Source organism: Cupriavidus malaysiensis, from assembly GCF_001854325.1.
In the GTDB taxonomy this organism is placed as follows: Bacteria; Pseudomonadota; Gammaproteobacteria; order Burkholderiales; family Burkholderiaceae; genus Cupriavidus; species Cupriavidus malaysiensis.
In genome coordinates this window covers 666,244-690,315 of record NZ_CP017754.1, presented here as the reverse complement: position 1 = coordinate 690,315, position 24,072 = coordinate 666,244, and the positions used below count along the sequence as shown (strand labels likewise).

Sequence of the window (24,072 nt, the reverse complement as noted above, 5' to 3'; positions counted from 1 at the left end):
CCCAGTTGCACGGAATTGATGATGATGAAGCAAGCGATCCGCTCCCTGGCCCGCCTGGCCCCGCACGCGACGCTGGCGCTGGCCGCCGCCGGCGCCGTGGCGGCGCCCGCCGACCAATCCAAGCCGCTCGCGCTGCGCGTGCAGCACGAACTGTCCTCGCTGGGCAGCGACGGCGTGCAGCGCGACGTCTCCTTCAGCGAGCGCGTCTACCGCACCGCCGACACGGTGTGGATCGAGCGCGAGCTGCCGCACGGCGCGCACGACGAGGCCGAGCATGCCAAGGGCGACAAGGGCCACAAGCATATGGACGTGTCCGCCGCGGCGCGCTGGATCGAGCGCAAGCCGGACGGCAAGCTGCTGGTGCGCCTGGTCAACGACCACCAGCGCAAGACCTTGGCCGTGGGCAGCGCCGAATACGGCAATATCGGCTTCGACGGCTCCTGGGCCACCGCCAGCCACCTGCTCGATCCGGCCGCGCTGAAGACCATGAAGGCGAGCGGTCCGGTGCGCGACGGCGTGCAGGAATACCGCGCCCGGCGCGGCGACGAACAGGTGACGGTGCAGTGGGACGTGGCCGGCCAGTACCCGCGCCTGGTGCAGACGCGCAATGCCAGCGGCACGCAGAAGAAGGTCACGCGCGTGAGCGCGCTGGCACTGCCCAGGACCGTGCCGTGGAACAAGGCCCAGGGCTACGCGCAGGGCGAGTACGCCGACCTGCTGGACTGAGCCGGAGCACGCGCGCCGAATCCCGCCGGGCGCCGCTCAGCGCCGCTCAGCGCCGCTTGGCATTCTCCATGCGCAGCGCCGCCTCCACCGCCATGCGCGCCCACGGCGTCATCTCGGCGGCCGAATCGAGGCAGGCGGGCGGCAGGCTCAGGTAGTGGCGCAGCGCGACCTCGCGCGCGGCGGTCTGGTAGCGGAAGGGTTCGCTGCCGGCCGCGGCGAAGCGCGGCGCGGTCTCGTCGTCGGCCTTCAGGTAGCAACGCCCGCCGGCCACCAGCGCGAACATCAGGCCATCGTAGAACAGCCCGTGCCCGCCGAACATGCGGCGCGCGCTGAGCGGGCCGACGCGCGCCGCCAGCGGCGCCATCAGGTCGAGCAGGTGCTCGACGAACGGGTCCGGTCGGCGCATGCCCTTGCCGGCGGCCATGGCGGCGGCTTCGCGTTCAGAGCTTCAGGCGCTGCCAGATCGCCTTGGTGGCGCCGGCCGCGTTGAGGGTGTAGAAGTGCAGGCCCGGCACGCCGGCGGCGAGCAGGCGCTCGCACAGCGCGGTGACCACGTCGAGGCCGAAGGCACGGATCGACTCGCGGTCGTCGCCGAAGCTCTCGAGGCGCTTGGCCACCCAGCGCGGCACTTCGGCACCGCACATCTCCGAGAAGCGCATCAGCTGCGAGTAGTTGGTGATCGGCATGATGCCCGGCACGATCGGCACCTCCACGCCCTGCGCACGCGCGTCGTCGACGAAGCGGAAATAGGCGTCCGCGTTGTAGAAGTACTGGGTGATGGCCGAATCGGCGCCAGCCTTGACCTTGCGCACGAAGTTGTCCAGGTCGTGGCGCGGCGACTTCGCCTGCGGATGATATTCCGGGTAGGCCGCCACCTCGATGTGGAACCAGTCGCCGGTCTCGGCGCGGATGAACTCCACCAGCTCGTTGGCATAGCGGAATTCGCCGATCTCGCCCATGCCCGAGGGCATGTCGCCGCGCAGGGCGACGATATGGCGGATGCCGCCGGCACGGTAGGCCTCCAGGATGGCGCGGATGCTCTCGCGCGACGAGCCCACGCACGACAGGTGGGGCGCGGCCTCGGTGCCCTCGCGCTGGATCTCCAGCACGGTATCGAGCGTGCCCTGCTGCGTGGTGCCGCCGGCACCGAAGGTCACGGAGATGTACTTGGGCTGGAGCGGCGCGAGCTGCGCGCGCGTATTGCGCAGTTTCTCCAGCCCTTCCGCCGTCTTGGGCGGGAAGAATTCGAAGCTGTAGTAGCGGTCTTGCATGATGGTGGCGCGCCGCCTTTGGCGCGGCGCGCGGATAGGTTCCGGACCGGGGCGCGTGGCTTCAGTAGCCGCGGCGTTCGCCCAGCAGCAGGCTGGCGAGCAGCCAGGAGATCACGCTGTAGAGGATCGAGCCGAGCAGCGCCGAGCCGAAGCCCTCGACCACGAAGCCCGACAGCAGCCGGCCGACGAACAGGAACAGCAGCGCGTTGATGACGAAGATGAACAGTCCCAGCGTCAGCAGCGTGACCGGCAGCGTCAGGATCACCAGCACCGGCCGGATCAGCGCATTGACCAGGCCCAGCACCAGCGCCGCCAGCATCGCCGAGCCGAAGCTGCGGATATAGATCGACGGCACCAGGTAGGGCAGGACGAACAGCGCGACGGCGTTGATGACCCAGACGACAAGCAATCTCATGGCGGCTCCTTGATTCGGGTTTCCCAGTCCCTCCGCGGCCGGGCGCGGCAGCGGAGAGGGCATCGGGGAGACGGCGGGCGCTGCAGGGCGGACGCATCCGCCGCGCGGCAGCACCTGCCCGCTCCCCCGCCCGCTGCCGCAGGCGCGGCAGCGGGGCGTGCGGCTGGCACGGATCCATGGCGGATCCGTGGCGGATCAGTCGATCAGTAGCGGTAGTGGTCGGCCTTGTACGGGCCTTCCTTCTTGACGCCGATGTAGGCCGCCTGCTGCTCGGTCAGCTCGGTCAGCTGCGCGTTCAGCTTCTTCAGCTGCAGGCGCGCCACCTTCTCGTCCAGGTGCTTGGGCAGCGTGTAGACACCGACCGGGTACTTGCCGCTGTCGCGCTCCAGCCACAGTTCGATCTGGGCGATGGTCTGGTTGGCGAAGGAGCTGCTCATCACGTAGGACGGGTGGCCGGTGGCGCAGCCCAGGTTCACCAGGCGGCCCTTGGCCAGGATGATCAGCTTCTTGCTCGGCTTGTCACCGACCGCGGGGAACACCACGTGGTCGACCTGGGGCTTGATCTCGTCCCACTGGTACTTCTCGATCGAGGCGATGTCGATCTCGTTGTCGAAGTGGCCGATATTGCAGACGATGGCCTGGTCCTTCATCTTGGCCATGTGCTCATGCGTGATCACGTGGTAGTTGCCGGTGCAGGTGACGAAGATATCGCCATGCTCGGCCGCGTAGTCCATGGTCACCACGCGATAGCCTTCCATCGCCGCCTGCAGCGCGCAGATCGGGTCGATCTCGGTCACCCAGACCTGGGCCGAGAGCGCGCGCAGCGCCTGTGCGCTGCCCTTGCCCACGTCGCCGTAGCCGGCCACCACCGCGACCTTGCCGGCGATCATCACGTCGGTGGCGCGCTTGATGCCGTCCACCAGCGATTCGCGGCAGCCATACAGGTTGTCGAACTTGCTCTTGGTCACCGAGTCGTTGACGTTGATGGCCGGGAAGCGCAGTTCACCCTTCTGCGCCATCTGGTACAGGCGGTGCACACCGGTGGTGGTTTCCTCGGTCACGCCGCGGATGGCGGCCAGGTTGCGGCTGTACCACGACGGGTCCTGGGCCAGCTTTTCCTTGATCGCGGCGAACAGGAAGGTCTCTTCCTCGCTGCCCGGCTTGGCGATCAGCGAAGCGTCCTGCTCGGCGCGCGCGCCCAGGTGCAGCAGCAGCGTGGCATCGCCGCCGTCGTCCAGGATCATGTTCGGGGTGCCGCCGTCGGCCCAGTCGAAGATGCGGTGGGTGAAGTCCCAGTACTCTTTCAGCGACTCGCCCTTGAAGGCGAACACCGGCGTGCCGCCCGCGGCGATCGCGGCGGCGGCGTGGTCCTGGGTCGAGAAGATGTTGCAGGAAGCCCAGCGCACATCGGCGCCGAGTGCCTTCAGCGTCTCGATCAGCACCGCGGTCTGGATGGTCATGTGCAGCGAACCGGCGATGCGCGCGCCCTTGAGCGGCTGGCTGGCGGCGAATTCATCGCGGATGGCCATCAGGCCCGGCATTTCGGTCTCGGCGATGGCGATTTCCTTGCGGCCCCAGCCGGCCAGGCCAAGGTCGGCCACCACGTAATCTTGCTTGAGTTCGGTCACAGCGTTCATGTATCACTCCGGTGAAGAGTGGCGACGGTGACGAGTGCGGGAAAGGCGGCACGGCGCGGAATGCAGCGCGTGCGCATGGGTCGACTCGCCTCCGTGCAGACCACGGATCAGCGAGCGCCGTTGAAGACAGTCCGAGCCTGGCGGAAGCGCCCAATCCTGGCGGCGGGCCTGAAAGGGAAGTATCAGGCCGGCACCGGGGAAAGGAGGCGGATCCGTTGCAACGCTCCTCGGAGTGGCGCTATTGTAGCGTGCCCGGCGGCCGTGCGCACCGCCGGGATCCGATTTCTTTGCTGGCATCCGCCAGCCCTTGCCTGCCGCCGCACGCACGCCCGACATGAATCCGACGCCACCTCGCCCCCTCTCGCCACCCCGCGCCCTGACCATCGCCGGCTCCGACTCCGGCGGCGGCGCCGGCATCCAGGCCGACCTCAAGACCTTCGCCGCGCTCGGCTGCTACGGCATGAGCGCGATCACCGCGATCACCGCGCAGAACACGCTCGGCGTAAGCGGCGTGCATGCCATCCCGCCGGCCATGGTGGCCGCGCAGATCGATGCGGTGGCTGGAGATATCGGCGTCGATGCGGCCAAGACAGGCATGCTGGGCAGCGCGGGCATCGTGGAGGCCGTGGCCGCGGCGGTGGACCGGCACGGTATCGGCAAGCTGGTGGTGGACCCGGTGATGATCGCCACCTCGGGCGCCACGCTGTCCGACGACGCCACCGCCGAGGCCATGGTGCGCGAGCTGTTCCCGCGCGCCATGCTGGTCACCCCGAACCTGCCCGAAGCCTCCCACCTGCTGGGCCGGCGCATCGCGCATCGCGCCGAGATGGAAGCCGCCGCGCGCGAACTGCTGGCGATGGGCTGCCGCGCCGTGCTGCTCAAGGGCGGTCACCTCGAGGACGGCGCCGAGAACCAAGGACTGGACGACCTGCTGATGCATGCCGACGGCCGTGTGCGCGTCTTCACCCACCCGCGCATCGCCACCCGCAACCTGCACGGCACCGGCTGCACGCTGGCTGCCGCGGTGACGGCGCAGCTCGCGCGCGGCCAGGCACTGGAAGACGCCGTGGCCGGCGGCCTGGACTTCGTCGCCCAGGCCATCGCCGCCGGCGCCGGGCTGCGGCTCGGCGCCGGCAACGGCCCGCTCAACCACGGCTTCGCCCCGCGCACGCTCGGCTGAGCCCTATCTTTTTTGCACGGAACATCGCATGCAGACCCTGACCGACATCGACCTGCGCCATGACCCCGAGGCCGCGCACTACGTCAAGCACGAAGTGGTGACGGTGGCCTTCGCCACCGCGCCCGGAGAACTGATCAGCCGCGAAGGCCCCAACCGCTACCGCCCGGGCGACGCCATCGTCGCCAGTGCCGGCGGCGACCGCTGGTGCGTCTCGCGCGAACGCTTCGACGCCCGCTATGAGGCCGTGCCGCCGCTGGCGCACGGCGAGGACGGCGCCTACCGCAACCAACCGATCCCGGTGCTGGCCAAGGCCATGAACGCCCCCTTCGCCATCGCGCGCAGCGCCGGCGGCGACGTGCTGACGGGCAAGGCCGGCGACTGGCTGATGCAGTACGCGCCGGGAGACTACGGCATCACGGAGCGGGTGCGTTTCGAGCAGGTGTACCGACGGTACGTCAAGGCCGGCTGAAGCGGCGGGGAAGAGGGATCTGCCGGCCTCGCCCGCAGACAGGATCGGCGAGGCCTGTGCTGGCTATGCGACCCGCCACGGGTGGCCGGCGCCAGCCCCCACCCCCGGCCCCTCTCCCGCAAGTGGGAGAGGGGGGCCAACCGGCGCGGCGCGAATGCCATCGCGCTGGACGAAGCCGACGAGATGCGCCAACACCAATCGCCAAGCACACGGTCTTGGCTCCCTCTCCCCGCATGGGGGGAAGCGGGGGTGAGGGGTGGTCTAGCAAGGCGCCACATCCAGCGAAGCCCTCGGTGTGATCCAGCACACGAGCCCAACACCGGAACCAACGGTGTGATCGAGCACGCGGGCACGAGAACCAAGCCTGCCCCCGTTCAATCCCCGCCGCTGGACAGCGGCACCAGCTTGAACGCTGCCCGCGCCACGCACACCACATTGCCGGCGGCGTCCTTCACCTCGCCCTCACAGAAAGCGATGCGCGCGCCGCGGCGGATGCAGCGTGCCTCCAGCGTCAGCTCACCACGCGCCGCCGCAAGGAAATGGGTGGACATGTCGATGGTGATGACACCGGTCTCCAGCGGCGCGTGGGAGCGCGCGGCACCGCTGAGCGTGAAGTCGAGCGTGGCCATCAGCGTGCCGCCATGCACGTCGCCACGGCTGTTCACCAGCGCTGGATGCGCCGGCAGGCGCGTATGGCACAGGCCCTCCTCCATGCGGACCGGCTGCAGGCCGAAATAGCGCATCAGCGGAACGTCGATGCCGAAGTAGGGCTTGTCGGAGGTGCCCGGCGCTGCCGGCACGATCTCGGGGAGGGTGTAGGAACTCATCTGCATGGCTGGCTTGGCTTGCCTGGGACACGGGCGCGCCGTCCCGCGCGGGACGGCGTCGCAGCGCGCCTGGCGCCTTACTCGATCTCCACCACCGGCTGGCCCTCGGCGACGGCGTCGCCGGGCTGCACCAGGGTGGCCTTGACGACGCCCCCGGACTCGGCCTCGAGCGGGATTTCCATCTTCATGGACTCGATGACCATCAGGACGTCGCCGGCCGCAATGGTAGCGCCTGCGGCGATGGCGATGGAGGAAACATGGCCGCTGACGGCGGCTTCGAACTGGGACACTCGGGACATCAGGCCTCTCTTGGTGGAATTGGGGGCTGAGCGGCGTCGTGCTGCGCGTGCCTGCGCTGGGCCAGCGGCTGGAGGACATCCCCGCCCTGCTGCAGCACTTCGTGCGTGCCTGATGCGAGCGCAACCAGGTGCCGGTGCCGGAAATCGCGCCCGACGTGGCGCGCCACCTGGCGACGCGGCGCTGGCCCGGCAACTTGCGCCAGCTGCGCCAGAAGATCGAGGAGGCGCTGGTGTTCTGCGACGGCCACCGGCTGCGCGTGGCGGATTTCGCGCGCGGCGAGGGAAGCCTGGCCGCCGTACTGGCCGAAACACCGCCGGCCGGCCTGGCGCCCGCCACCGCCCAGGTCGCCACCGCCCTGGACGCACCGGCGCCCGTGGACGCCCCGCCCACGCCGCAGGCCGACGCGCCGCTGCGCGCGCTGGCCCACGAAGCCGTGCTGCAGGCCATCACGCGGCATGGCGGCAACAAGAAGCAGGCCGCCCACGCACTCGGCATCCCGCGCTCCCACCTGTACCAGATCCTGGCGCGCGGCGAGCGCGCCTGAAGCGGCTGCCGCGCGGCGCCGCGGCCCGCCCCGTCAGTCCGCGACCGCGTCCAGCGGCAGCCGCATCGCCACGCGCCGGCGCAGACCGAGTGCGGCCTCGCCCGCGAGCGCCGCCGACAAGTGCGGGCACAGCGCCGCCGGTGCCAGCGCGACGAAGCCCAGCCTCGCATAGAACGGCGCGTTCCAGGGCAGGTGCGAGAAGGTGGTCAGCCCAAGCGACACCAGCCCCTGCGCGCGCGCCCACTGCACCACCGCCGCCACCAGCGCGCGGCCGATGCCGCGGCGGGCGTGCGCCGGATGGACGTCCATCTCGTCGAGGAAGGCCTGCGCGCCGGACCGGCTCGCCAGCGCGAAACCGGCCACCGTGCCGTCGCCGGCCTGCGCCACCCACAAGCGGCCCTGCCGCTGGGCATCGCACAGGTCCTGCGCGGGCAAGGTCTGCGCGCGCAGCGCGGGCGGCAGGTCATCGGCAGGAAACAGCGCAGCGGCGGCACGCTCGATGGACGGCAAGGCGGCGAGGTCGTCGATGGCGGCGAGGCGGACCTGGTAGGGCATGGGAAGACAGGGATGAGGCCGGGATGAGGCCAGGATGAGGCCGGGTCGAAACCGATGGCGTGAGCCAGGCCGCCACGGCCTGCCGGCGCCTGCCCTCACCCCCGGCGGGAGAGGGGAGCGAACCGGCGCGAAGCGAATCTCGTCGCGCCGGGCGAAGCCATCCGGATGCGCCCAAGCCGATCGGGAGAGCCAACACGCGCACCCGCGCCGCTCGACAGAACCAACAGGTGTTCCCCCTCTCCCCTCACGGGGAGAGGGCCTGGGAGAGGGGTGGGCTAACAAGGCGCCACGCCCAAACGAAGCCAGCGGTGTGGCCCAACACGCAAGCACAGAATCAAAGCCAACGGTATGGCCCGCCCCCCCCGCGATGCCAGCCATGCCGGCCAGCGCCAGTCCCCGCCCTACCCCGCCGGGAACATCCCCTTCAGGTTTGCCACCGCGGCCGGCACATCGGCCGCCTCGGTGATCGCGCGCACCACGGCCGCGCTGCCGACGCCCGTCGCCAGCACCTGCGGCAGGCGCGCGGCATCCACACCGCCGATGCCGACCAGCGAGGGCACCACCGGCTGCATCAGGCGCACATAGGCCTGGAAACGGCCCAGGCCCTGCGGCGCGGTGGGCATGACCTTGGTGGTGGTGGGGAAGATCGCGCCCAGCGCCAGGTAGCTCGGCCGCAGCGTCGCTACGCGCAGCATCTCGGCGTAGCCGTGGGTGGACACCCCCAGGTGCAGGCCGCTGGCGCGCAGGGCGTAGAGGTCGGCCTCGTCGAGGTCTTCCTGGCCGAGGTGGATGCCGTAGATTCCGCTGCGCGCGCTGTCGTTGCCGTGCGCGGCATGCCAGGCGACGGCGATGCGCCAGTGGTCGTTGATGAACAGCCGCGAGGCGGAGCCGCGCGCGGCCAGCGCGGCGCGCTCGACTTCGCGCTGCACCGCCTGGGCGTCGTCCGACTTGAAGCGCAGCTGCACGGTCGGCACCGCCAGGGCGACCAGGCGCTCGATCCAGTCGGCGTCGGGCACCACCGCGTACAGCCCCAGGGCGGGGCACGGCGGGAAGGCGGGCGGCAACTGGTCGGGCGCGGCCAGCGCGGGATGGCGCACCTGCGGGAAGCGCGCGAAGGCATCCGGCCAGTCCAGCGTGCCGGTACGCCAGGCTCGCGCCAGGCAAAGCGCGTCATGGGCGGGGAAATGCATCTGCAGGCAGGCCAGCAGCACGGCGACGAAGCCGGGGCCATGCGGCGCGTCACTATCCGCGCCAGCGCCCAGCACCCAGGTGCCCATCGGCGAATGCACGGTGTCGATCCACTGTCCGCCCTCGCGCTCGCTGCAGATCAGCACCGCGCCGGCTGCCGCCACGCGGGCGATCACCGGCGGCTCGGCCTCGCCATCGGCCAGCAGCACGTCATGGTCCTGCAGCAGCGCGGGCGCATCCTGCAGGCGCCAGGCGCGCCAGGCCTGGTCGGCGGCGCCGAAGGTGGCGCCGTGGCGCGCCAGCAGCTGCTGGCGCAATGCGGCGTCGCACGCCGCCTGCACGCCGTGCGCGCTCATGCCGCGCCCCCCGTGCCGGTGGCATGCCAGAACGGCATGCCGACCACCGGCGTGCTGGCCTGCGCGATCTCGCGCTCCGGCATCGGACCGGCCAGGTAGGCAGTGCGGCCCGCGGCCACCGCCAGAGCGAACGCGCGCGCCATCTCCACCGGATAGGCCGCCTGCGCGACCGCCGTATTCAGCAGCACGCCGTCATAGCCCCATTCGAGCACCTGGGCCGCATGCGAAGGCAGGCCCAGGCCGGCATCGACGATCAGCGGCGTATCGGGCAGGCGCTCGCGCAGCACGCGCATCGCATGCGGGTTGACCGCGCCTTTGCCGGTGCCGATGGGTGCGGCCCAGGGCATCAGCGCCTGGCAGCCGACGTCGAGCAGGCGGCGGCACAGCACCAGGTCTTCGGTGCAATAGGGCAGCACCTTGAAGCCTTCCTTGATCAAGGTCTCGGCCACCGCCGGCAGGTTCAGCGTGTCGGGCTGCAGCGTGTAGTCGTCGCCGACCAGCTCGAGCTTGATCCAATCGGTCTCGAACACCTCGCGCGCCATCATGGCGGTGGTGATCGCTTCCTGCGGCGCCAGGCAGCCGGCGGTATTGGGCAGCACCGGCACCGCCAGCGACTTGAGCATCTGCCAGAAGGCATGGCCGCCCTCGCCGTCGCCGACGGCGCCCTGGCGGCGCAGCGCCACCGTCAGCATGGCGGGATGGGAGGCCTCGACTGCGGCCTGCAGCGTGGCCGGCGAGGGATAGCGCGCGGTGCCCAGCAGCAGGCGCGAGTCGAAGGTCTCGCCGTACAGCACGAAGGGATCGCGCGCGGCGGGGCTTGCTTGCAATGTCATCGGTTCAGCCTCCCGTCACGGGTTGCACGAGATCGACGCGGTCGCCGGCGGCGAGCGCGGTGGCCGCATGGGCGACACGCGGCACGAAGTTGCCGTTCAGCGCCGCCGCGAAGGGCGGCGCGATGCCGGCGCGCGTCGCCGCGTCCGCCAGCGTGGCCGGCGCTTCGAGGGCGAAGGGACGGCCGTTGAGCAGGATTTCCATGGTTTCCATTCGGCGTCAGTGCAGCGTGGCCAGCGGCCTGGAAGCATCGGTCTCGATCATGCCGGGCCAGCGCAGCGCCGCCGGCACGGCGTGCGCGGCGGGATCCCCGCCCAGCAGCGCGCGCACCACGGCGCAAGCCGCCTCGGTCACCGCCGGGGCGATCAGGAAACCATGCCGGTACAGGCCGTTGAGGCGCACCACGCGCGCCTGCTGGTCGACACGGATGGCCGGCAGGTGGTCTGGCCGCGTGGGACGCCGCTGCACATTGAGTTCCAGCACGCGCGCCTCGCCGAAGGCCGGATCGAGCGAGTAGGCCGCCGACAGCAGTTCCAGCGCGGAGCGCACGCTCATCGGCGAATCATCCTCGCTTTCCAGCTCGGTGGCGCCGATCACATAGAGGTCGTTGGGCTTGGGCGCGATGTAGATCGGATAGCGCGGGTGCAGCAGGCGCACCGGGCGGTGCAGCTTGACCTCGGGCGCATGCACGCGCACCACCTCGCCGCGCAGGCCGCGCAGGCCCGGCATGCCACCGGCGGCCTGGGCCGGCCAGTCGCGGCGCGCTCCCAGTCCACGGCAATCGAGCACCACATCGGCGCGGATGCCCAGGCCGGGCAGGTCTCCGGCCTCCACTTCGCCAGCCTCCCACACGCAATGCACGCCTTCGGCCACCGCGCAGTGAAGCAGTGAGCGCAAGGCACCGCGATTATCGAGCTGCCCCTCGCCGGCCAGCAGCAGGCCCTGCTGGAAGCGGCCCGCCAGCGCGGGCTCCAGTTCGGCCACGCCGCGCGCGTCGAGCGCACGCATGCGCTCGGCTACCAGTTCCGGTGGCGCCACCGCGCGCACGCGGCTGGTGAACAGCGACATCTCGGCGCGGTCGCGCGCATGCCATACGACCAGCGTGCCATCTTCCTGGAAGAAGACCGGCTCGGGCAGCTCGGCCACCCAGGCGCGCCACAGGTCGACGCTGGCAATGCCCAGCTCGACGATGCGGCGCTCGGCGATGGCGGATTCCGCCAGCGGGGCCAGCATGGCCGCCGCCACGTGGGCGGCCGAGCCCGCGCCATCCGGGCCCATGCGCTCGACCAGGGCCACGCGCGCGCCGGCGCGTGAAAGCAACCAGGCGGCGATGCGCCCGGACAGGCCGGCGCCGAGAATGGCGACATCAAACGACTGCTGTGTCATGGGATTCGTTGTGCCGGCCGCGCGGGCGCCTGTGCGCCGCGCGGCCGGCCTCCTGTGCATCTGGGAGCGGCCGGCGCGCCAGGCGCGCGGACCGCTCCGGGATCGCGGGCATGCCCGCGTGGCGTGTGGGCCGAAGCCTTACGAGTAGATCTTGCCGCCTTGCTTGACGAACTCGATCGACTTCTCCTGCATGCCCTTCTCGGCCTCGGGCAGCGAGGCGGCGTAGTCGCGCACTTCCTGCGTGATCTTCATCGAGCAGAACTTCGGGCCGCACATCGAGCAGAAGTGCGCGATCTTGGCGCCTTCGGCCGGCAGCGTGGCATCGTGGTACGAGCGCGCGCGCTCCGGATCGAGGCCGAGGTTGAACTGGTCTTCCCAGCGGAACTCGAAGCGGGCCTTGGACAGCGCGTTGTCACGCAGCTGCGCGCCCGGCCAGCCCTTGGCGAGATCGGCCGCGTGCGCCGCGATCTTGTAGGTGATGATGCCTTCGCGCACGTCTTCCTTGTCGGGCAGGCCCAGGTGCTCCTTGGGCGTGACGTAGCACAGCATGGCGGTGCCCATCCAGCCGATATTGGCGGCGCCGATGCCGCTGGTGATATGGTCGTAGCCCGGCGCGATGTCGGTGACCAGCGGTCCCAGGGTGTAGAACGGGGCTTCGTAGCAGTGCTTCAGCTCCTCGTCCATATTGGCCTGGATGCGCTGCAGCGGCACGTGGCCCGGACCTTCGATCATCACCTGCACATCGTGCTGCCACGCCTTGGCGGTCAGTTCGCCCAGGGTGCGCAGTTCGCCGAACTGGGCATCGTCGTTGGAATCGGCGATGCAGCCCGGACGCAGGCCGTCGCCCAGGCTGAACGACACGTCGTACGCCTTCATGATCTCGCAGATCTCGTCGAAGTGCGTGTACAGGAAGTTTTCCTTGTGGTGGGCCAGGCACCACTTGGCCATGATCGAGCCGCCGCGCGAAACGATGCCGGTGACGCGGTCAGCGGTCAGCGGCACGTAGCGCAGCAGCACGCCGGCGTGGATGGTGAAGTAGTCCACGCCCTGCTCGGCCTGCTCGATCAGCGTGTCGCGGAACATCTCCCAGGTCAGGTCCTCGGCGATGCCACCGGTCTTGTCCAGCGCCTGGTAGATCGGCACCGTGCCGATCGGCACCGGCGAATTGCGCAGGATCCATTCGCGCGTTTCGTGGATGTGCTTGCCGGTGGACAGGTCCATGATGGTGTCCGCGCCCCAGCGGATCGACCACACCATCTTTTCCACTTCCTCGGCCAGCGAGGAGGTCACGGCCGAATTGCCGAGGTTGCCGTTGATCTTGACGCGGAAATTGCGCCCGATCGCCATCGGCTCCAGTTCGGTGTGGTTGATGTTGGCGGGGATGATGGCGCGGCCGGCGGCGATTTCCTTGCGCACGAACTCGGGCGTGATGTCTTCCGGACGCAGCGGCAGGCCGGCGCCCAGCGCGTTGCCGGGGTGCTGGCGCAGCAGCGCCTTGTACTCGGGCTTGTCGTACAGCGCCTGCAGGTTCAGCGATTCGCGCAGCGCAACATACTCCATCTCCGGCGTGACGATGCCGCGGCGCGCATAGTGCATCTGGGAGACATTGGCACCGGCCTTGGCGCGGCGCGGATTGGTCAGTTGCGAGAAGCGCAGGTGGGCCGTGGCGGGATCGTTGGCGCGTGCGCGCCCGTACTCGGAGGACAGGCCGGACAGGATTTCCGTGTCGCCGCGCTCCTCGATCCACTTGCCGCGCACCGAAGGCAGGCCTGCCTTGAGGTCGATATGCACGTCGGGATCGCTGTAAGGACCCGAGGTGTCGTAGACCGGGATCGGCGGGTTGGCCATCTCGCCCTTCTCGGTGCGCGTGGCGGTCTGCAGGATGGTGCGCGAGGGCACGCGGATATCGGGCCGGCTGCCGGTCAGGTAGGTCTTGCTGGAAGCCGGGTAGGCAAACTTCTGGTCGAGATCGCTGGCGAGCGTCTCGAAGGATGCGGCGGGGGCGGAATTGTTGCGGGCCATAGTGTCGTCCTCTCTCGTGCGGGGGATGGACGAAACCAGGAGCGCGGTGAGCATGCCGTGCCGGTTTGGCCGGGGGGGCATGTGCCTTGCGAAAGGCAGAGCGGTTCGGCTTACATGAAACTTCCCACGCCGGTACTAGCCGGATCGGGTTCGAAGGGACTCTCTCAGCCGCACGGCCCATCCGCGCGGCACCCCTGTTTCATCCAACGGGCTCAATTTAAGCACAAGCAGGGTGCAGGCGCCAGCCTTGTTTCGAAACGGCGCGCCTGCGGGACGCAGCGCGCCGGGGGTGCCGCCACCAAGCGGCTGCGGGGGCACCCCGCGTGCCGCCATGGACCCATGCAGGCTCGCGCGGTGGCACCAGTGCCGCCACGCGCGGCGGCCGGACAGCGCGCCGCCGGCCGCCGCCTTACGGGAATGTCCGGCAAATGGCCTACCATGCCAGCAGCAGGACCGTCGCAACGCAGCCCCAGCCCCTCAGCCAGGAGACAGGACAAGATGACCGACGCCGCCACGCACCGCGTGTTCAACCAGGTGCCCGAGCTGTCCGGGTACAACCTCTTCGCCACCGACCCGGCGCTGCGGACCGCGCTGGACCGGCTGGGCGGCGCCTGGCATGCCGGCGCGCTGGAGGATTTCGGCGCGCGCCTGGGCCAGCCCGAGGTGCTGGAGTGGGGCGCGCAGGCCAACCGCCACCCGCCGGAGCTGCACACCCACAGCCGCACCGGCGAGCGCATCGACCGCGTCGACTTCCATGCCAGCTGGCACAGCCTGCTGGGCCTGCTGCGCGGCCAGCAGCTCCAGGCGCTGCCGTTCTCGCAGCCGCGCGAGGGCGCCTGGGCGGCGCGCACCGCCGGCTATTTCCTGCAGGCCCAGGTCGAGGCCGGCTCGCTGTGCCCGGTCACCATGACGCTGGCCAGCATCCCGGTGCTGGCCAAGGAGAGCGCGCTGTTCGCCGAACTGGCACCGCGCTTGTACAGCGCCGAGCACGACGCCCGCGACCTGCCCTGGCGCGACAAGCGCGCCATCATGATCGGCATGGGCATGACCGAGAAGCAGGGCGGCTCGGACGTGCGCAGCAACACCACGGTGGCGCGCCCGCTGCGCGGCGAGGGACGCGGCGCCGCATACGCGCTGACCGGCCACAAGTGGTTCTTCTCCGCGCCGATGTGCGACGCGCACCTGGTGGTGGCGCGCGTGGGCGCGGAGGACGGGCCGCTGTCGTGCTTCTTCGTGCCGCGCTGGCGCGACGACGGCAGCAAGAACGCGGTGCAGATCCAGCGCCTCAAGGACAAGCTCGGCAACCGTTCCAACTCGAGCAGCGAAGTCGAGTTCCGCGACGCCACCGGCATCCTGATCGGCGAGGAAGGGCGCGGCATCCCCACCATCATCGAGATGGCGACCTACACGCGGCTGGATTGCGTGATCGGCAGCGCGGCACTGCTGCGCGCGGCGCTGGTGCAGTCCCTGCATCACGCGCGCCACCGCATGGCCTTCGGCCGGCTGCTGGCCGACCAGCCGCTGATGGACAACGTGCTGGCCGACCTGGCCTTGGAAAGCACCGCCGCCACGCTGCTGATGATGGAACTGGCCCATGCCTTCGAGCGCGCCGACGGCGACGCGCTGGCCTCGGCCTGGAAGCGCGTGGTCACGCCCGCCGCCAAGTTCTGGGTCTGCAAGCGCACCATCGAGGCCACCGGCGAGGCGATGGAGGTGTGGGGCGGCAACGGTTACGTCGAGGAGAGCCCGATGGCGCGCCTGTACCGCGAGGCGCCGGTCAACTCGATCTGGGAAGGCTCGGGCAACATCATGTGCCTGGATGTGCTGCGTGCGCTGCAGCGCAGCCCGGAGGACGGCGCACGGCTGCTGCAGGACCTGGCCCAGCGCGCGGGCGGCCACCCGGCGGTGCGGGCCGAGCTGGCTTCGCTGCAGGCGCAGCTGCGCGCCGCGCCCGACACGCTCGAAGCCGGTGCCCGGCGTTTCGCCCAGGGCCTGGTGCTGACCGCGCAGGCGGCGCTGATGCTGGCCCATGCCGATGCCGAAAGCGCCGCACTGTTCGTCGCCAGCCGGCTCGGGCACCAGCACGGCCGCGTCTTCGGCACGCTGGATGCGCCGCCCGAGACACTGCGCCGCGTGGCGGCACGCGCCTGGCCGGCCTGAAGCGGGCCGCGGCTGCCGCCGCCGATACACCACGCTGAGACATGAGACGAGGACGGGGCGCGCGAGCGCCCCGTTTTCCTGTGGCGCGGCGAGCCCTTTTGTATCCGGAACGAGATGGCACTTCAGGGGCAGGGGCGGCACGCCGTAAACCGTCACGTGGTAGCGGCAAGCTGAAACAATAAAAAGCGCCGCCTGGATCCCATTCGTCACACGAGGCGGCGCTGCATTCGCATCCGTTCCCCCAATGAACCTGTCCCAACGCTTGTTGCTCACCCTGTCGCTGGCCCTGCTGGCACTGCTCTTCGTCGGCCTCGGCGGCATCTGGCAGATGAGCCGCTCGGAAGAGCGCTTCGAGTACTTCAACGACAACACCCTCACCAGCGTGCGCGACCTCGACACCATGGAGCGCGCCGTCACGTCCATGCGGGTGGCGCTCTACCGCCATGCGCTCGCCGATACCCCGGAACTGAAAAGCGAAGCAGAAGGCATGCTGGCCGATGCCGCCAAGAGCTTCGAGACCGCCCTCTCCAAGTACGAGCGCGAGGACATCTCCGACGACACCGACCGCAAGATGCTCGAGACCGACCGCGCAGCCATGTCGCGCTACCGCGCCGCGCAGGGACCGTTCCTGGAGAAATCGCGCGCCAGCGGCGACGCCGAAACGCACCTGATGCTGGTGCGCGGCGAACTCGACCAGGCCTCCGCCGCACTGCGCAAGGCCATCCTCGATCACGGCGACTACAATGCGCGCATGGGTGCCGAGCTGGTCGCCAGCAACAAGGCCGCCTACACCTTCGCGGTGCGCGCCTTCTCGATCGCCATCGCGATGGCCATCCTGATCACCGCCGTGCTCGCCTTCTCGCTCTACCGCCGCATCCATGACAGCCTGGCACAGATCCAGGGCTCGCTCGAACACGTCAGCACGACGCTCGACCTCGGCCACCGCGCCACGGTGGGCCGGCTGGACGAGGTGGGCCGTACCGCCGACGCCTTCAACCGCCTGGTGGAGCGCGTCGCCGCCACGCTGGGCGAGGTGCGGCGCTCGACCGAGTCGGTGACGGTGGCGGCCAGCCAGATCGCCGCGGGCAACACCGATCTCTCCTCGCGCACCGAGCAGCAGGCCGCGTCGCTGGAAGAAACCGCATCGAGCATGGAAGAGCTGACCACCACGGTCAAGCACAATGCCGACAACGCGCGCCAGGCCAGCTCGCTGGCCGCCAATGCCGCCAGCGTGGCCGAACAAGGCAGCGCCTCGGTGCAGCAGATGGCCAGCACCATGACCGCCATCAGCGACAACGCCGGCCGCATCGCCGAGATCACCGGACTGATCGAGGGCATCGCCTTCCAGACCAACATCCTGGCACTGAACGCAGCGGTGGAAGCTGCGCGCGCGGGCGAGCAGGGGCGCGGCTTCGCCGTGGTGGCCGGCGAGGTGCGCAGCCTGGCCCAGCGCTCGTCGAGCGCGGCCAAGGAAATCAAGGAACTGATCGACACCTCGGTAACGACCGTGCGTGAAGGCTCGCAGCAGGCGGAGAGCGTCGGCGGCACCATGGAGGAGATCCGCCAGGCGGTGAAGCGCGTGTCGGACATCATCGCGGAGATCGCCGCCGCTTCCGGCGAACAGAGCGCGGGCATCACCCAGGTGAACCAGGCGGTCGGCCAGATGGACCAGGTCACGCAGCAGAACGCCGCGCTGGTGGAGGAAGCCGCGGCCGCGGCGCAGTCGCTCGACGACCAGGCGGCCAAGCTGCGCGAGGCGGTCGGCGCCTTCCGCCTGGCCGCGGCCTGAGCGGAGCCTCGGCCCGGACCGAGGCATGGGGCGCGGTGCCGCAGCACCCTGCCCCGCCGCCCCGTCGGCATCCGGGCGTAGCGACTCAGGCCTCCAGCGCCGGCTCGGGCAGCCGCAGCGTGACGTGCGGCGCGAAGCGGATCAGGTCGTGCGCGCGCTCGCCGATCATGATGGCCGGGGCATTGGTGCTGCCGCCGACCAGCGTCGGCATGATCGACGCATCGACCACGCGCAGCGCCTGCACACCGCGCACCCGCAGTTGCGGATCGACCACCGCCCGCGTGTCCATGCCCATGCGGCAGGTGCCGACCGGATGGTAGATGGTGTCGGCGCGGGCACGGATGAAGGCGCGCACCGCATCGTCGTCGCTGCCATCGGCGCGCAGGCCGGCGGAATACAGTTCCTTGCCGCCGAGTGCGGCCAGCTGCGGCATGGCGAAGATGCTGCGCACGATGCGCACGCCGGCGACGAGATCGTCGAGGTCGCGCACGTCGGACAGGTAGCCGGGGTCGATGCGCGGCGCAGCCCGCATATCGGGCGAGGCCAGCCTGACCTCGCCGCGGCTGCGCGGCCGCAGCAGGCAGACGTGGCAGGAATAGCCGTGGCCGAGGTGCATCCTGCGCAGGTGGTCGTCGGCCATGGCGACGACGAAATGCAGTTGCAGATCCGGCTCGTCGAGCCCCGCACGGCTGCACACGAAGGCGCCGGCCTCGGCATAGTTGGAGCTGAGCATGCCGCTGCGGTCGCGCCGGTAGCGCAGGATCTCGCCCAGCAGGCGGAACACGCCGCCCAGCGACACCCCGAACAGTTCCGGCGAACCCACGCGCTTGTGCAGCGCCACCCCGAGGTGGTCCTGCAGGTTGCCGCCAACGCCCGGCAGGTCGTGCACCATGGGAATGCCGAACTCGCCGAGGTGCCGCGCCGGCCCCACGCCGGAGACCATCAGCAGTTGCGGCGAACCGAAGGCGCCGGCACTGACGATCACCTCACGGCGCGCCCGGATCAGTTGCTCGCGGCCGTCCTGCCGGACCATCACGCCGATGGCGCGCCGGCCGGCGAAGGCGATGCGCAGGACCGGCAGGCCGGCCAGCACGTGCAGGTTGGCGCGACCGCCGTTGCAGGCCGCGCCGCCGCGGCCGCCGTGCAGATAGGCGCGCGCCGCGTTCCAGCGTTCGCCGCCGTGCTGCGTGACCTGGTACCAGCCGGCGCCTTGCTGGGTTTCGCCGTTGAAGTCGTCGTTGTACGGATAGCCCGCTTGCTGCGCGGCTTCGATGAAACGCTGGCCGAAGGGATTGGGCGTGCGCAGGTCGCTTACTTGCTGCGGTCCGCTGCCGCCGTGCAGCGGGTGGTCGTCGCGCCCGTCCACGCGCACATTGCATTCGGCCCGGCGGAAGTAAGGCAGCACGTCGTCCCAGGACCATCCATCGCACCCCGCCGCGGCCCAGTCGTCGTAGTCACCGGGGCGGCCGCGCAGGTAGATCATGCCATTGAGGGAGGAGCTGCCGCCCAGGCCACGCCCGCGCGGCTGGTAGCCGCGGCGGCCGTCGAGGCCAGGCTGCGGCACCGTGGCATAGCCATAGTTGCGTGCCCCCGCGCGGGGCAGCAGCGCGGCGTAGCCGGCCGGCGTCCACACCAGCGTGTGGTGGTCGCGCCCTCCGGCCTCCACCAGGGCGATGCTGTCGCCGCCACTGTCCGCCAGGCGTCCCGCCAGGGCGCAGCCAGCGGAGCCTGCGCCGACGATGACGAAATCGAATTCGCGTTCCATCTGTTCCCCCGCCTGCGCGCCGCCTTGTCCTGCAAGGCAGTCATCCGGTGCGGGCGCCGCCCCGCGGTCTTGCCGTCGGGACCGCATGCGCCACGAGAACCAGTGTAGGCGTTCGCGCCGCTGCTGGGAATGGCAGCGGGGTCATGCACGAGCGCCGCTGTGCGGGCGTTCGCACGGCGGGAGGAACAAGCCGGGGACGGGTGCCGGCCGGGGCATGGTGCCGGCCCGGCGCGGGCGGGCTCAGCCGGCCAGCATCGGCCGTCCGAGCATGCGCGACAGCACCGCCTCGGGCGAATGCGTGTGGTCGGAGATGGCCTTGGGCGCCAGGTAGAAAGTCTGTTCCATCATCGCGCGGCCGCGCATCGCCGCATGCAGGACCTGGTCGCTGAAGACGATCCAGGTCGAGCCGGGCGGGAAGTGGAACTCCTGCTGCGGCACCTGCGCCTGGTAGTCCAGGTCGGCCTTGGCGAGGTCGTGCAGCTGCAGCATGCGGTGGTCGTATTCCGAACGCCTGCGCTTGGTGATGTGGAGCTGCTTCATCAGCCATGCCTGGCCCGGCCACATGCCGCGCGTCTGCGGCACGAAGCGGCGCGCGAAGTCGCCGAAGGGCTCGCCCACGCGCCAGACGCGCGGCGCGTCCGGGTCGATGTTGTGGAACACGCGCAGCAGGCGCTGCCCGAGCAGCGGATTGGAGGGGAAGGAATCCACGTGCAGCCGCGTATCGTCCTTGCGCCAGCTCACCGGCCGCCCGGCGATCTCGCTGGGCCGCAGCGAGGTGCCGGCGCGCTTCATGTGCGGACCGTACTCGGGGAACAGGGTCAGCACCAGCTTCTCGCTGTACTCGGCATAGCGCCGCACCAGCGCCGACATGGCGGCCAGGTCGGCTGCGCTGCCCACCGCGCCGCGCACAGCGCTGCTGTCGGCACGCAGGTTGATGTTCTTGGACTTGCCGTCCGACCAGCGGCTGTCGAGGAAGCGCTCCTCGCCCGGCTCGAAGTGGAACTTCAGCTCGGGAAAGTACAGCACGCAGCCCTGCTCCAGTTCACGGCGCAACGCCGCCGCAGTCGCCGGTGAAACCTGCGGCTGCCAATCGGTGTAGGGCTGGGGACGGATCAGGTCGAGCGCGGGCGCGGCGGCCTGGGAACGATCGGCCGGCGACGAGGCGCGGGTCTGGGCAGTAGCCATGGCAATCCTTGATGGGCTGGCGGCCGGCAGTGGGCACGGCAACCACCGCGCGCGCGGCGGCGCGGCCCGGCCACGCGATGGCGGCATTCTACCCCGCCCTATCCGGAGCGGCGCCGGCGCCGCGTGCGCCGCTTGACCTCGGACAAGAGGGGCGCCGGCGTCCCGGCCGCCCGCGGCTGAAACGAAAACGCCGCCCCGGGGGCGGCGTCGGGTGACGTCTGATCGCGCCTGATGGCGTCAGGCCGGAGCAGTCCCGGCCAGGCCGTCAGCGGCTCAGAGGCCGGCGGCGGCGCGCAGCGCGGCGGCCTTGTCGGTGGCTTCCCACGAGAACTCCGGCTCCTCGCGGCCGAAGTGGCCGTAGGCGGCGGTCTTCTCATAGATCGGGCGCAGCAGGTCCAGCATCTGCACGATGCCCTTCGGACGCAGGTCGAAATGCTCCTGCACCAGTTCGGCGATCTTCTCGTCCGAAATCTTGCCCGTGCCTTCCGTGTAGACCGTGATATTGATCGGACGCGCCACGCCGATGGCGTAGCTGACCTGCACCTGGCACTGGCGCGCCAGGCCTGCGGCCACCACGTTCTTGGCGACGTAGCGGGCGGCGTAGGCGGCCGAGCGGTCGACCTTGGACGGATCCTTGCCGGAGAAGGCACCGCCGCCGTGCGGCGAGGCGCCGCCATAGGTGTCGACGATGATCTTGCGGCCGGTCAGGCCGCAGTCGCCCTGCGGGCCGCCGATGACGAAGCGGCCGGTCGGGTTCACCAGGTACTTGGTTTCCTTCAGCATCTCGGCCGGCAGCACCGGCTTGATGATCTCCTCGATCACCGCCTCGCGGATCTGGGCCTGGCTGATCTCGGGCGAGTGCTGGGTCGACAGCACGACGGTATCGACACTGTGCGGCTTGCCGTCCACATAACGCACGGTCACCTGCGACTTGGCATCCGGGCGCAGCCAGGGCAGGCGGCCGTCACGGCGCAGCAGCGACTGGCGCTCGACCAGGCGGTGCGCGTAGTAGATCGGGAACGGCATCAGTTCCGGGGTTTCGTCGCAGGCGTAGCCGAACATCAGGCCCTGGTCGCCGGCACCCTGGTTCAGGTAGTCGTCCGAGGCGCGGTCGACGCCCTGGGCGATGTCAGGCGACTGCTTGTCGTAGGCGACCAGCACTGCACAGCCCTTGTAGTCGATGCCGTAGTCGGTGTTGTCGTAACCGATGCGCTTGATCGTATCGCGTGCGACCTGGATGTAGTCGACGTTGGCGGTCGTCGTGATCTCGCCGGCCAGCACCACCAGTCCGGTGTTGCAGAGGGTCTCGGCGGCGACGCGCGCATATTTGTCCTGGGACAGGATGGCGTCCAGGATGGCGTCGGAAATCTGGTCGGCGACCTTGTCGGGATGGCCTTCGGAAACGGATTCCGAAGTGAACAGGAAGTCGTTTGCCACGAACTTATTCTCCAGGTTGGCTATTGCGTGCCAGCCTGGTCAGCTCCAGCGGCGACGCTTTAGCGGTATTTACATTCCGCCCGGGTAGAGCGGCATCGCCCCGCAAGTTGTCAGTTAACTCGGCGATACGCGCTATTATACGCGCCTGTTTGCTGCCTTGCACCGTGCCCTCGCCGGCGCGGCGGCCGCCACGCCGCCCTGCGCAGCCCGCGGCAAGCGCGGCGGCGAGACCGACCTACCCGGCCTACCGAAACGATGACTTTCCTGTTCTGGCTGATCTCCCGGCTGCCGCTGCGCTGGCTGCATGCCGCCGGCGGCATCCTCGGCCTGCTGGCAGCGCGCCTGCCCGGCCGCTATGCCACCCGGCTCGACGAGAACTTCCGCCTGGCCTTCCCGGCCGCCACCGATGCCATGCTGGCCGATGCCGCGCGCTCGACGGGCCGCATGATGCTGGAGATGCCCTACTTCTGGAGCCGCAAGACCCTCAAGGCGAAGCTCTATGATTTCAACGACCGCGTCTGGCCCGAGCTGGACAGGCTGCAGGATGCGCACGGCAAGGGACTGATCATCCTGACGCCCCACCTGGGCTGCTTCGAAGTGCTGCCGCAATCCTACGCGCTGCGCCGTCCCGTAACCTGCCTGTTCAAGCCGCCGCACCAGCCCTGGCTGCGCGACTTCGTCGAACGCATGCGCGGGCGCGACAACATCGCCATGGCGCCGGCCACCCCGCGCGGCGTGCGCATGCTGGTCAAGGCACTCAAGCGCGGCCAGGCAGTCGGCATCCTGCCCGACCAGGTACCGAGCGCCGGCGAGGGCGCCTGGGCGCCCTTCTTCGGCAAGCCTGCCTACACCATGAGCCTGGTACAGCGCCTGCAGCAGCTCACCGGCGCGCCGATCGTGATGGTGTTCGCCGAGCGCCTGCCGCATGGCGGCGGCTACCGCGCCCACCTGCGCGTGATCGACGGCATGCTGCCCGACGACCCGTCGGCCGCCGCCGCCGTCATCAACCGCACCGTGGAATCGCTGGTGGCCGACGCGCCGACCCAGTACCTGTGGGGCTACAACCGCTACAAGCATCCGGCGGGCGCCAGCCTGCCGCCGCAGGCCGCCACCGACCCGAGCACCCCATGAGCCGCGTCCTGACCCGGCTCGGCATCGGCCTGCTGAGCGTGCTGGGCAAGCTGCCCTATCCGCTCGTCGCGCGCTTCGGCGAAGCGCTCGGCAGCCTGCTGCACTGCGTGCCGAGCAGCCGCCGCCGCGTGGTCGAGACCAATCTGCGGCTGTGCTTTCCCGACAAGAGCGAGGCGGAGATCCAGGCGCTGTCGCGCCAGACCTTCCGCCAGGTCTTCCGCAGCTTTGCCGAGCGCGGCATCTTCTGGACCGGCAGCGAGAAACAGATGCGCCGCTGGGTGCAGATCGATGACCAGGCCGACCTGGTGGCGCTGGACGGCACGCCGCACATCCTCGTCACCATGCACCTGTCGGGCGTGGAAGCGGGCGCCATCCGCCTGACCATCCACCTGCGCGACCACGTGGGCCGCTCGGGCGCCTCGCTCTACACCCAGCAGAAGAACCGCCTGTTCGACGCCTTTCTCAAGGAGGCGCGCGGCCGCTTCGGCGCCAATATGATCTCGCGCAGCGACAGCGCGCGCGATATCCTGCGCTGCCTGAAGAAGGGCGAGGCGCTGCAGCTGATCGCCGACATGGACTTCGGCGAACGCGATTCGGAGTTCGTGCCGTTCTTCGGCGTGCCCGCGCTGACCCTGACCTCGGTGGCGCGCCTGGCGCGGCTGACCGGCGCCAAGGTCGTGCCGATCTATACCGAGATGCTGCCCGACTACGGCGGCTATGTGCTGCATATCCTCCCGCCCTGGGACGGCTATCCGGGCGAGAACGTCAGCGAGGACACGCGGCGCATGAATGCCTTCTTCGAAGACTGCATCCGCCCCCGCATCGCCGAATACTACTGGGTGCACAAGCGTTTCAAGCACCGTCCTCCGGGCGAGCCGGAAGTTTACTGAGACCGGCC

22 protein-coding genes, 1 pseudogene and 2 riboswitches are annotated in these 24,072 nt (G+C 70.1%); of the genes and pseudogenes, 8 read left to right on the top strand and 15 right to left on the bottom strand.

What is annotated here, in order from left to right; genetic code table 11:
- Positions 1 to 18: 18 nt before the first annotated feature.
- Positions 19 to 726, top strand: a complete 708-nt coding sequence (locus BKK80_RS02950; protein WP_083383919.1) for a hypothetical protein — start codon at positions 19 to 21, stop codon at positions 724 to 726.
- A gap of 46 nt (positions 727 to 772) precedes the next feature.
- Here the strand turns inward: BKK80_RS02950 and BKK80_RS02945 are convergent, their stop codons facing one another.
- The 4 genes from BKK80_RS02945 to ahcY all read right to left on the bottom strand — a co-directional run bounded on the left by BKK80_RS02945 (position 773) and on the right by ahcY (position 4,049).
- The gene (locus BKK80_RS02945; protein WP_071016004.1) at positions 773 to 1,132 is read right to left on the bottom strand and encodes a TfoX/Sxy family protein; all 360 of its coding nucleotides are present in this window, start codon (positions 1,130 to 1,132) and stop codon (positions 773 to 775) included.
- A gap of 34 nt (positions 1,133 to 1,166) precedes the next feature.
- A complete protein-coding gene (gene metF, locus BKK80_RS02940; RefSeq protein ID WP_071010799.1) occupies positions 1,167 to 1,997 on the bottom strand; it encodes a methylenetetrahydrofolate reductase [NAD(P)H] in 831 nt (276 codons plus the stop codon).
- A gap of 61 nt (positions 1,998 to 2,058) precedes the next feature.
- A complete protein-coding gene (locus BKK80_RS02935) occupies positions 2,059 to 2,412 on the bottom strand; it encodes a phage holin family protein (protein ID WP_071010798.1) in 354 nt (117 codons plus the stop codon).
- Positions 2,413 to 2,615: 203 nt separating this feature from the next.
- The gene (gene ahcY / locus BKK80_RS02930; protein WP_071010797.1) at positions 2,616 to 4,049 is read right to left on the bottom strand and encodes an adenosylhomocysteinase; all 1,434 of its coding nucleotides are present in this window, start codon (positions 4,047 to 4,049) and stop codon (positions 2,616 to 2,618) included.
- Between the two features lie 105 nt (positions 4,050 to 4,154).
- A riboswitch (S-adenosyl-L-homocysteine riboswitch) is annotated at positions 4,155 to 4,284 on the bottom strand.
- Between the two features lie 99 nt (positions 4,285 to 4,383).
- On the opposite strand from ahcY, the gene thiD reads away from it, so the two are divergent.
- Positions 4,384 to 5,229, top strand: a complete 846-nt coding sequence (gene thiD / locus BKK80_RS02925; RefSeq protein WP_071037582.1) for a bifunctional hydroxymethylpyrimidine kinase/phosphomethylpyrimidine kinase — start codon at positions 4,384 to 4,386, stop codon at positions 5,227 to 5,229.
- Positions 5,230 to 5,257: 28 nt separating this feature from the next.
- The gene (locus BKK80_RS02920; protein WP_071010795.1) at positions 5,258 to 5,698 is read left to right on the top strand and encodes a PGDYG domain-containing protein; all 441 of its coding nucleotides are present in this window, start codon (positions 5,258 to 5,260) and stop codon (positions 5,696 to 5,698) included.
- A 374-nt stretch (positions 5,699 to 6,072) separates the two neighbouring features.
- Here the strand turns inward: BKK80_RS02920 and BKK80_RS02915 are convergent, their stop codons facing one another.
- Both BKK80_RS02915 and BKK80_RS02910 read right to left on the bottom strand, forming a co-directional pair.
- Entirely contained in the window at positions 6,073 to 6,525 is a 453-nt protein-coding gene (locus BKK80_RS02915; protein WP_071016002.1) for a PaaI family thioesterase, read from the bottom strand.
- 77 nt (positions 6,526 to 6,602) lie between these two features.
- Entirely contained in the window at positions 6,603 to 6,824 is a 222-nt protein-coding gene (locus tag BKK80_RS02910) for an acyl-CoA carboxylase biotin carboxyl carrier protein subunit (RefSeq protein WP_071010794.1), read from the bottom strand.
- Between the two features lie 26 nt (positions 6,825 to 6,850).
- Between BKK80_RS02910 and BKK80_RS37310 the strand changes: the two are divergent.
- Positions 6,851 to 7,369, top strand: a pseudogene (locus BKK80_RS37310) (AAA-type ATPase lid domain-containing protein); the annotation flags it as partial.
- 33 nt (positions 7,370 to 7,402) lie between these two features.
- Here BKK80_RS37310 and BKK80_RS02900 read toward each other — a convergent pair.
- From BKK80_RS02900 to thiC, 6 genes are all read right to left on the bottom strand, one after another.
- On the bottom strand, positions 7,403 to 7,924 hold the full coding sequence (locus BKK80_RS02900) for a GNAT family N-acetyltransferase (RefSeq protein WP_071010792.1): 522 nt from the start codon (positions 7,922 to 7,924) through the stop codon (positions 7,403 to 7,405).
- A gap of 401 nt (positions 7,925 to 8,325) precedes the next feature.
- Positions 8,326 to 9,468, bottom strand: a complete 1,143-nt coding sequence (locus BKK80_RS02895; RefSeq protein WP_071010791.1) for a thiamine phosphate synthase — start codon at positions 9,466 to 9,468, stop codon at positions 8,326 to 8,328.
- The gene (locus BKK80_RS02890) at positions 9,465 to 10,301 is read right to left on the bottom strand and encodes a thiazole synthase (protein WP_071010790.1); all 837 of its coding nucleotides are present in this window, start codon (positions 10,299 to 10,301) and stop codon (positions 9,465 to 9,467) included. The genes BKK80_RS02895 and BKK80_RS02890 overlap by 4 nt, the downstream gene beginning before the upstream one ends.
- Positions 10,302 to 10,305: 4 nt before the next feature.
- Entirely contained in the window at positions 10,306 to 10,503 is a 198-nt protein-coding gene (gene thiS / locus BKK80_RS02885; RefSeq protein ID WP_071068573.1) for a sulfur carrier protein ThiS, read from the bottom strand.
- A gap of 15 nt (positions 10,504 to 10,518) precedes the next feature.
- Positions 10,519 to 11,685: an FAD-dependent oxidoreductase gene (locus tag BKK80_RS02880; protein ID WP_071010788.1), complete on the bottom strand. Its 1,167-nt coding sequence runs from the start codon at positions 11,683 to 11,685 to the stop codon at positions 10,519 to 10,521.
- A gap of 138 nt (positions 11,686 to 11,823) precedes the next feature.
- Complete coding sequence (gene thiC, locus BKK80_RS02875; protein WP_071010787.1) at positions 11,824 to 13,707, bottom strand: phosphomethylpyrimidine synthase ThiC; 1,884 nt, start codon at positions 13,705 to 13,707, stop codon at positions 11,824 to 11,826.
- 104 nt (positions 13,708 to 13,811) lie between these two features.
- A riboswitch (TPP riboswitch) is annotated at positions 13,812 to 13,913 on the bottom strand.
- Between the two features lie 292 nt (positions 13,914 to 14,205).
- Here thiC and BKK80_RS02870 point away from each other — a divergent pair.
- The gene (locus BKK80_RS02870; RefSeq protein WP_071068572.1) at positions 14,206 to 15,867 is read left to right on the top strand and encodes an acyl-CoA dehydrogenase family protein; all 1,662 of its coding nucleotides are present in this window, start codon (positions 14,206 to 14,208) and stop codon (positions 15,865 to 15,867) included.
- 244 nt (positions 15,868 to 16,111) lie between these two features.
- The gene (locus BKK80_RS37810) at positions 16,112 to 17,656 is read left to right on the top strand and encodes a methyl-accepting chemotaxis protein (RefSeq protein WP_071068571.1); all 1,545 of its coding nucleotides are present in this window, start codon (positions 16,112 to 16,114) and stop codon (positions 17,654 to 17,656) included.
- Between the two features lie 85 nt (positions 17,657 to 17,741).
- Here BKK80_RS37810 and BKK80_RS02860 read toward each other — a convergent pair whose 3' ends face one another.
- The 3 genes from BKK80_RS02860 to metK all read right to left on the bottom strand — a co-directional run bounded on the left by BKK80_RS02860 (position 17,742) and on the right by metK (position 22,043).
- Positions 17,742 to 19,421 carry a GMC family oxidoreductase gene (locus BKK80_RS02860; RefSeq protein WP_071010784.1) on the bottom strand — a complete coding sequence of 560 codons (1,680 nt, stop codon included), beginning with the start codon at positions 19,419 to 19,421 and terminating at the stop codon, positions 17,742 to 17,744.
- Between the two features lie 240 nt (positions 19,422 to 19,661).
- Entirely contained in the window at positions 19,662 to 20,606 is a 945-nt protein-coding gene (locus BKK80_RS02855) for a Kdo hydroxylase family protein (RefSeq protein ID WP_071068570.1), read from the bottom strand.
- A gap of 273 nt (positions 20,607 to 20,879) precedes the next feature.
- Positions 20,880 to 22,043 carry a methionine adenosyltransferase gene (metK, locus tag BKK80_RS02850; protein WP_071010782.1) on the bottom strand — a complete coding sequence of 388 codons (1,164 nt, stop codon included), beginning with the start codon at positions 22,041 to 22,043 and terminating at the stop codon, positions 20,880 to 20,882.
- A gap of 255 nt (positions 22,044 to 22,298) precedes the next feature.
- On the opposite strand from metK, the gene BKK80_RS02845 reads away from it, so the two are divergent.
- Entirely contained in the window at positions 22,299 to 23,174 is an 876-nt protein-coding gene (locus tag BKK80_RS02845) for a lysophospholipid acyltransferase family protein (protein WP_071010781.1), read from the top strand.
- The gene (locus BKK80_RS02840) at positions 23,171 to 24,064 is read left to right on the top strand and encodes a lipid A biosynthesis lauroyl acyltransferase (protein WP_071010780.1); all 894 of its coding nucleotides are present in this window, start codon (positions 23,171 to 23,173) and stop codon (positions 24,062 to 24,064) included. The genes BKK80_RS02845 and BKK80_RS02840 overlap by 4 nt, the downstream gene beginning before the upstream one ends.
- Positions 24,065 to 24,072: the final 8 nt, after the last annotated feature.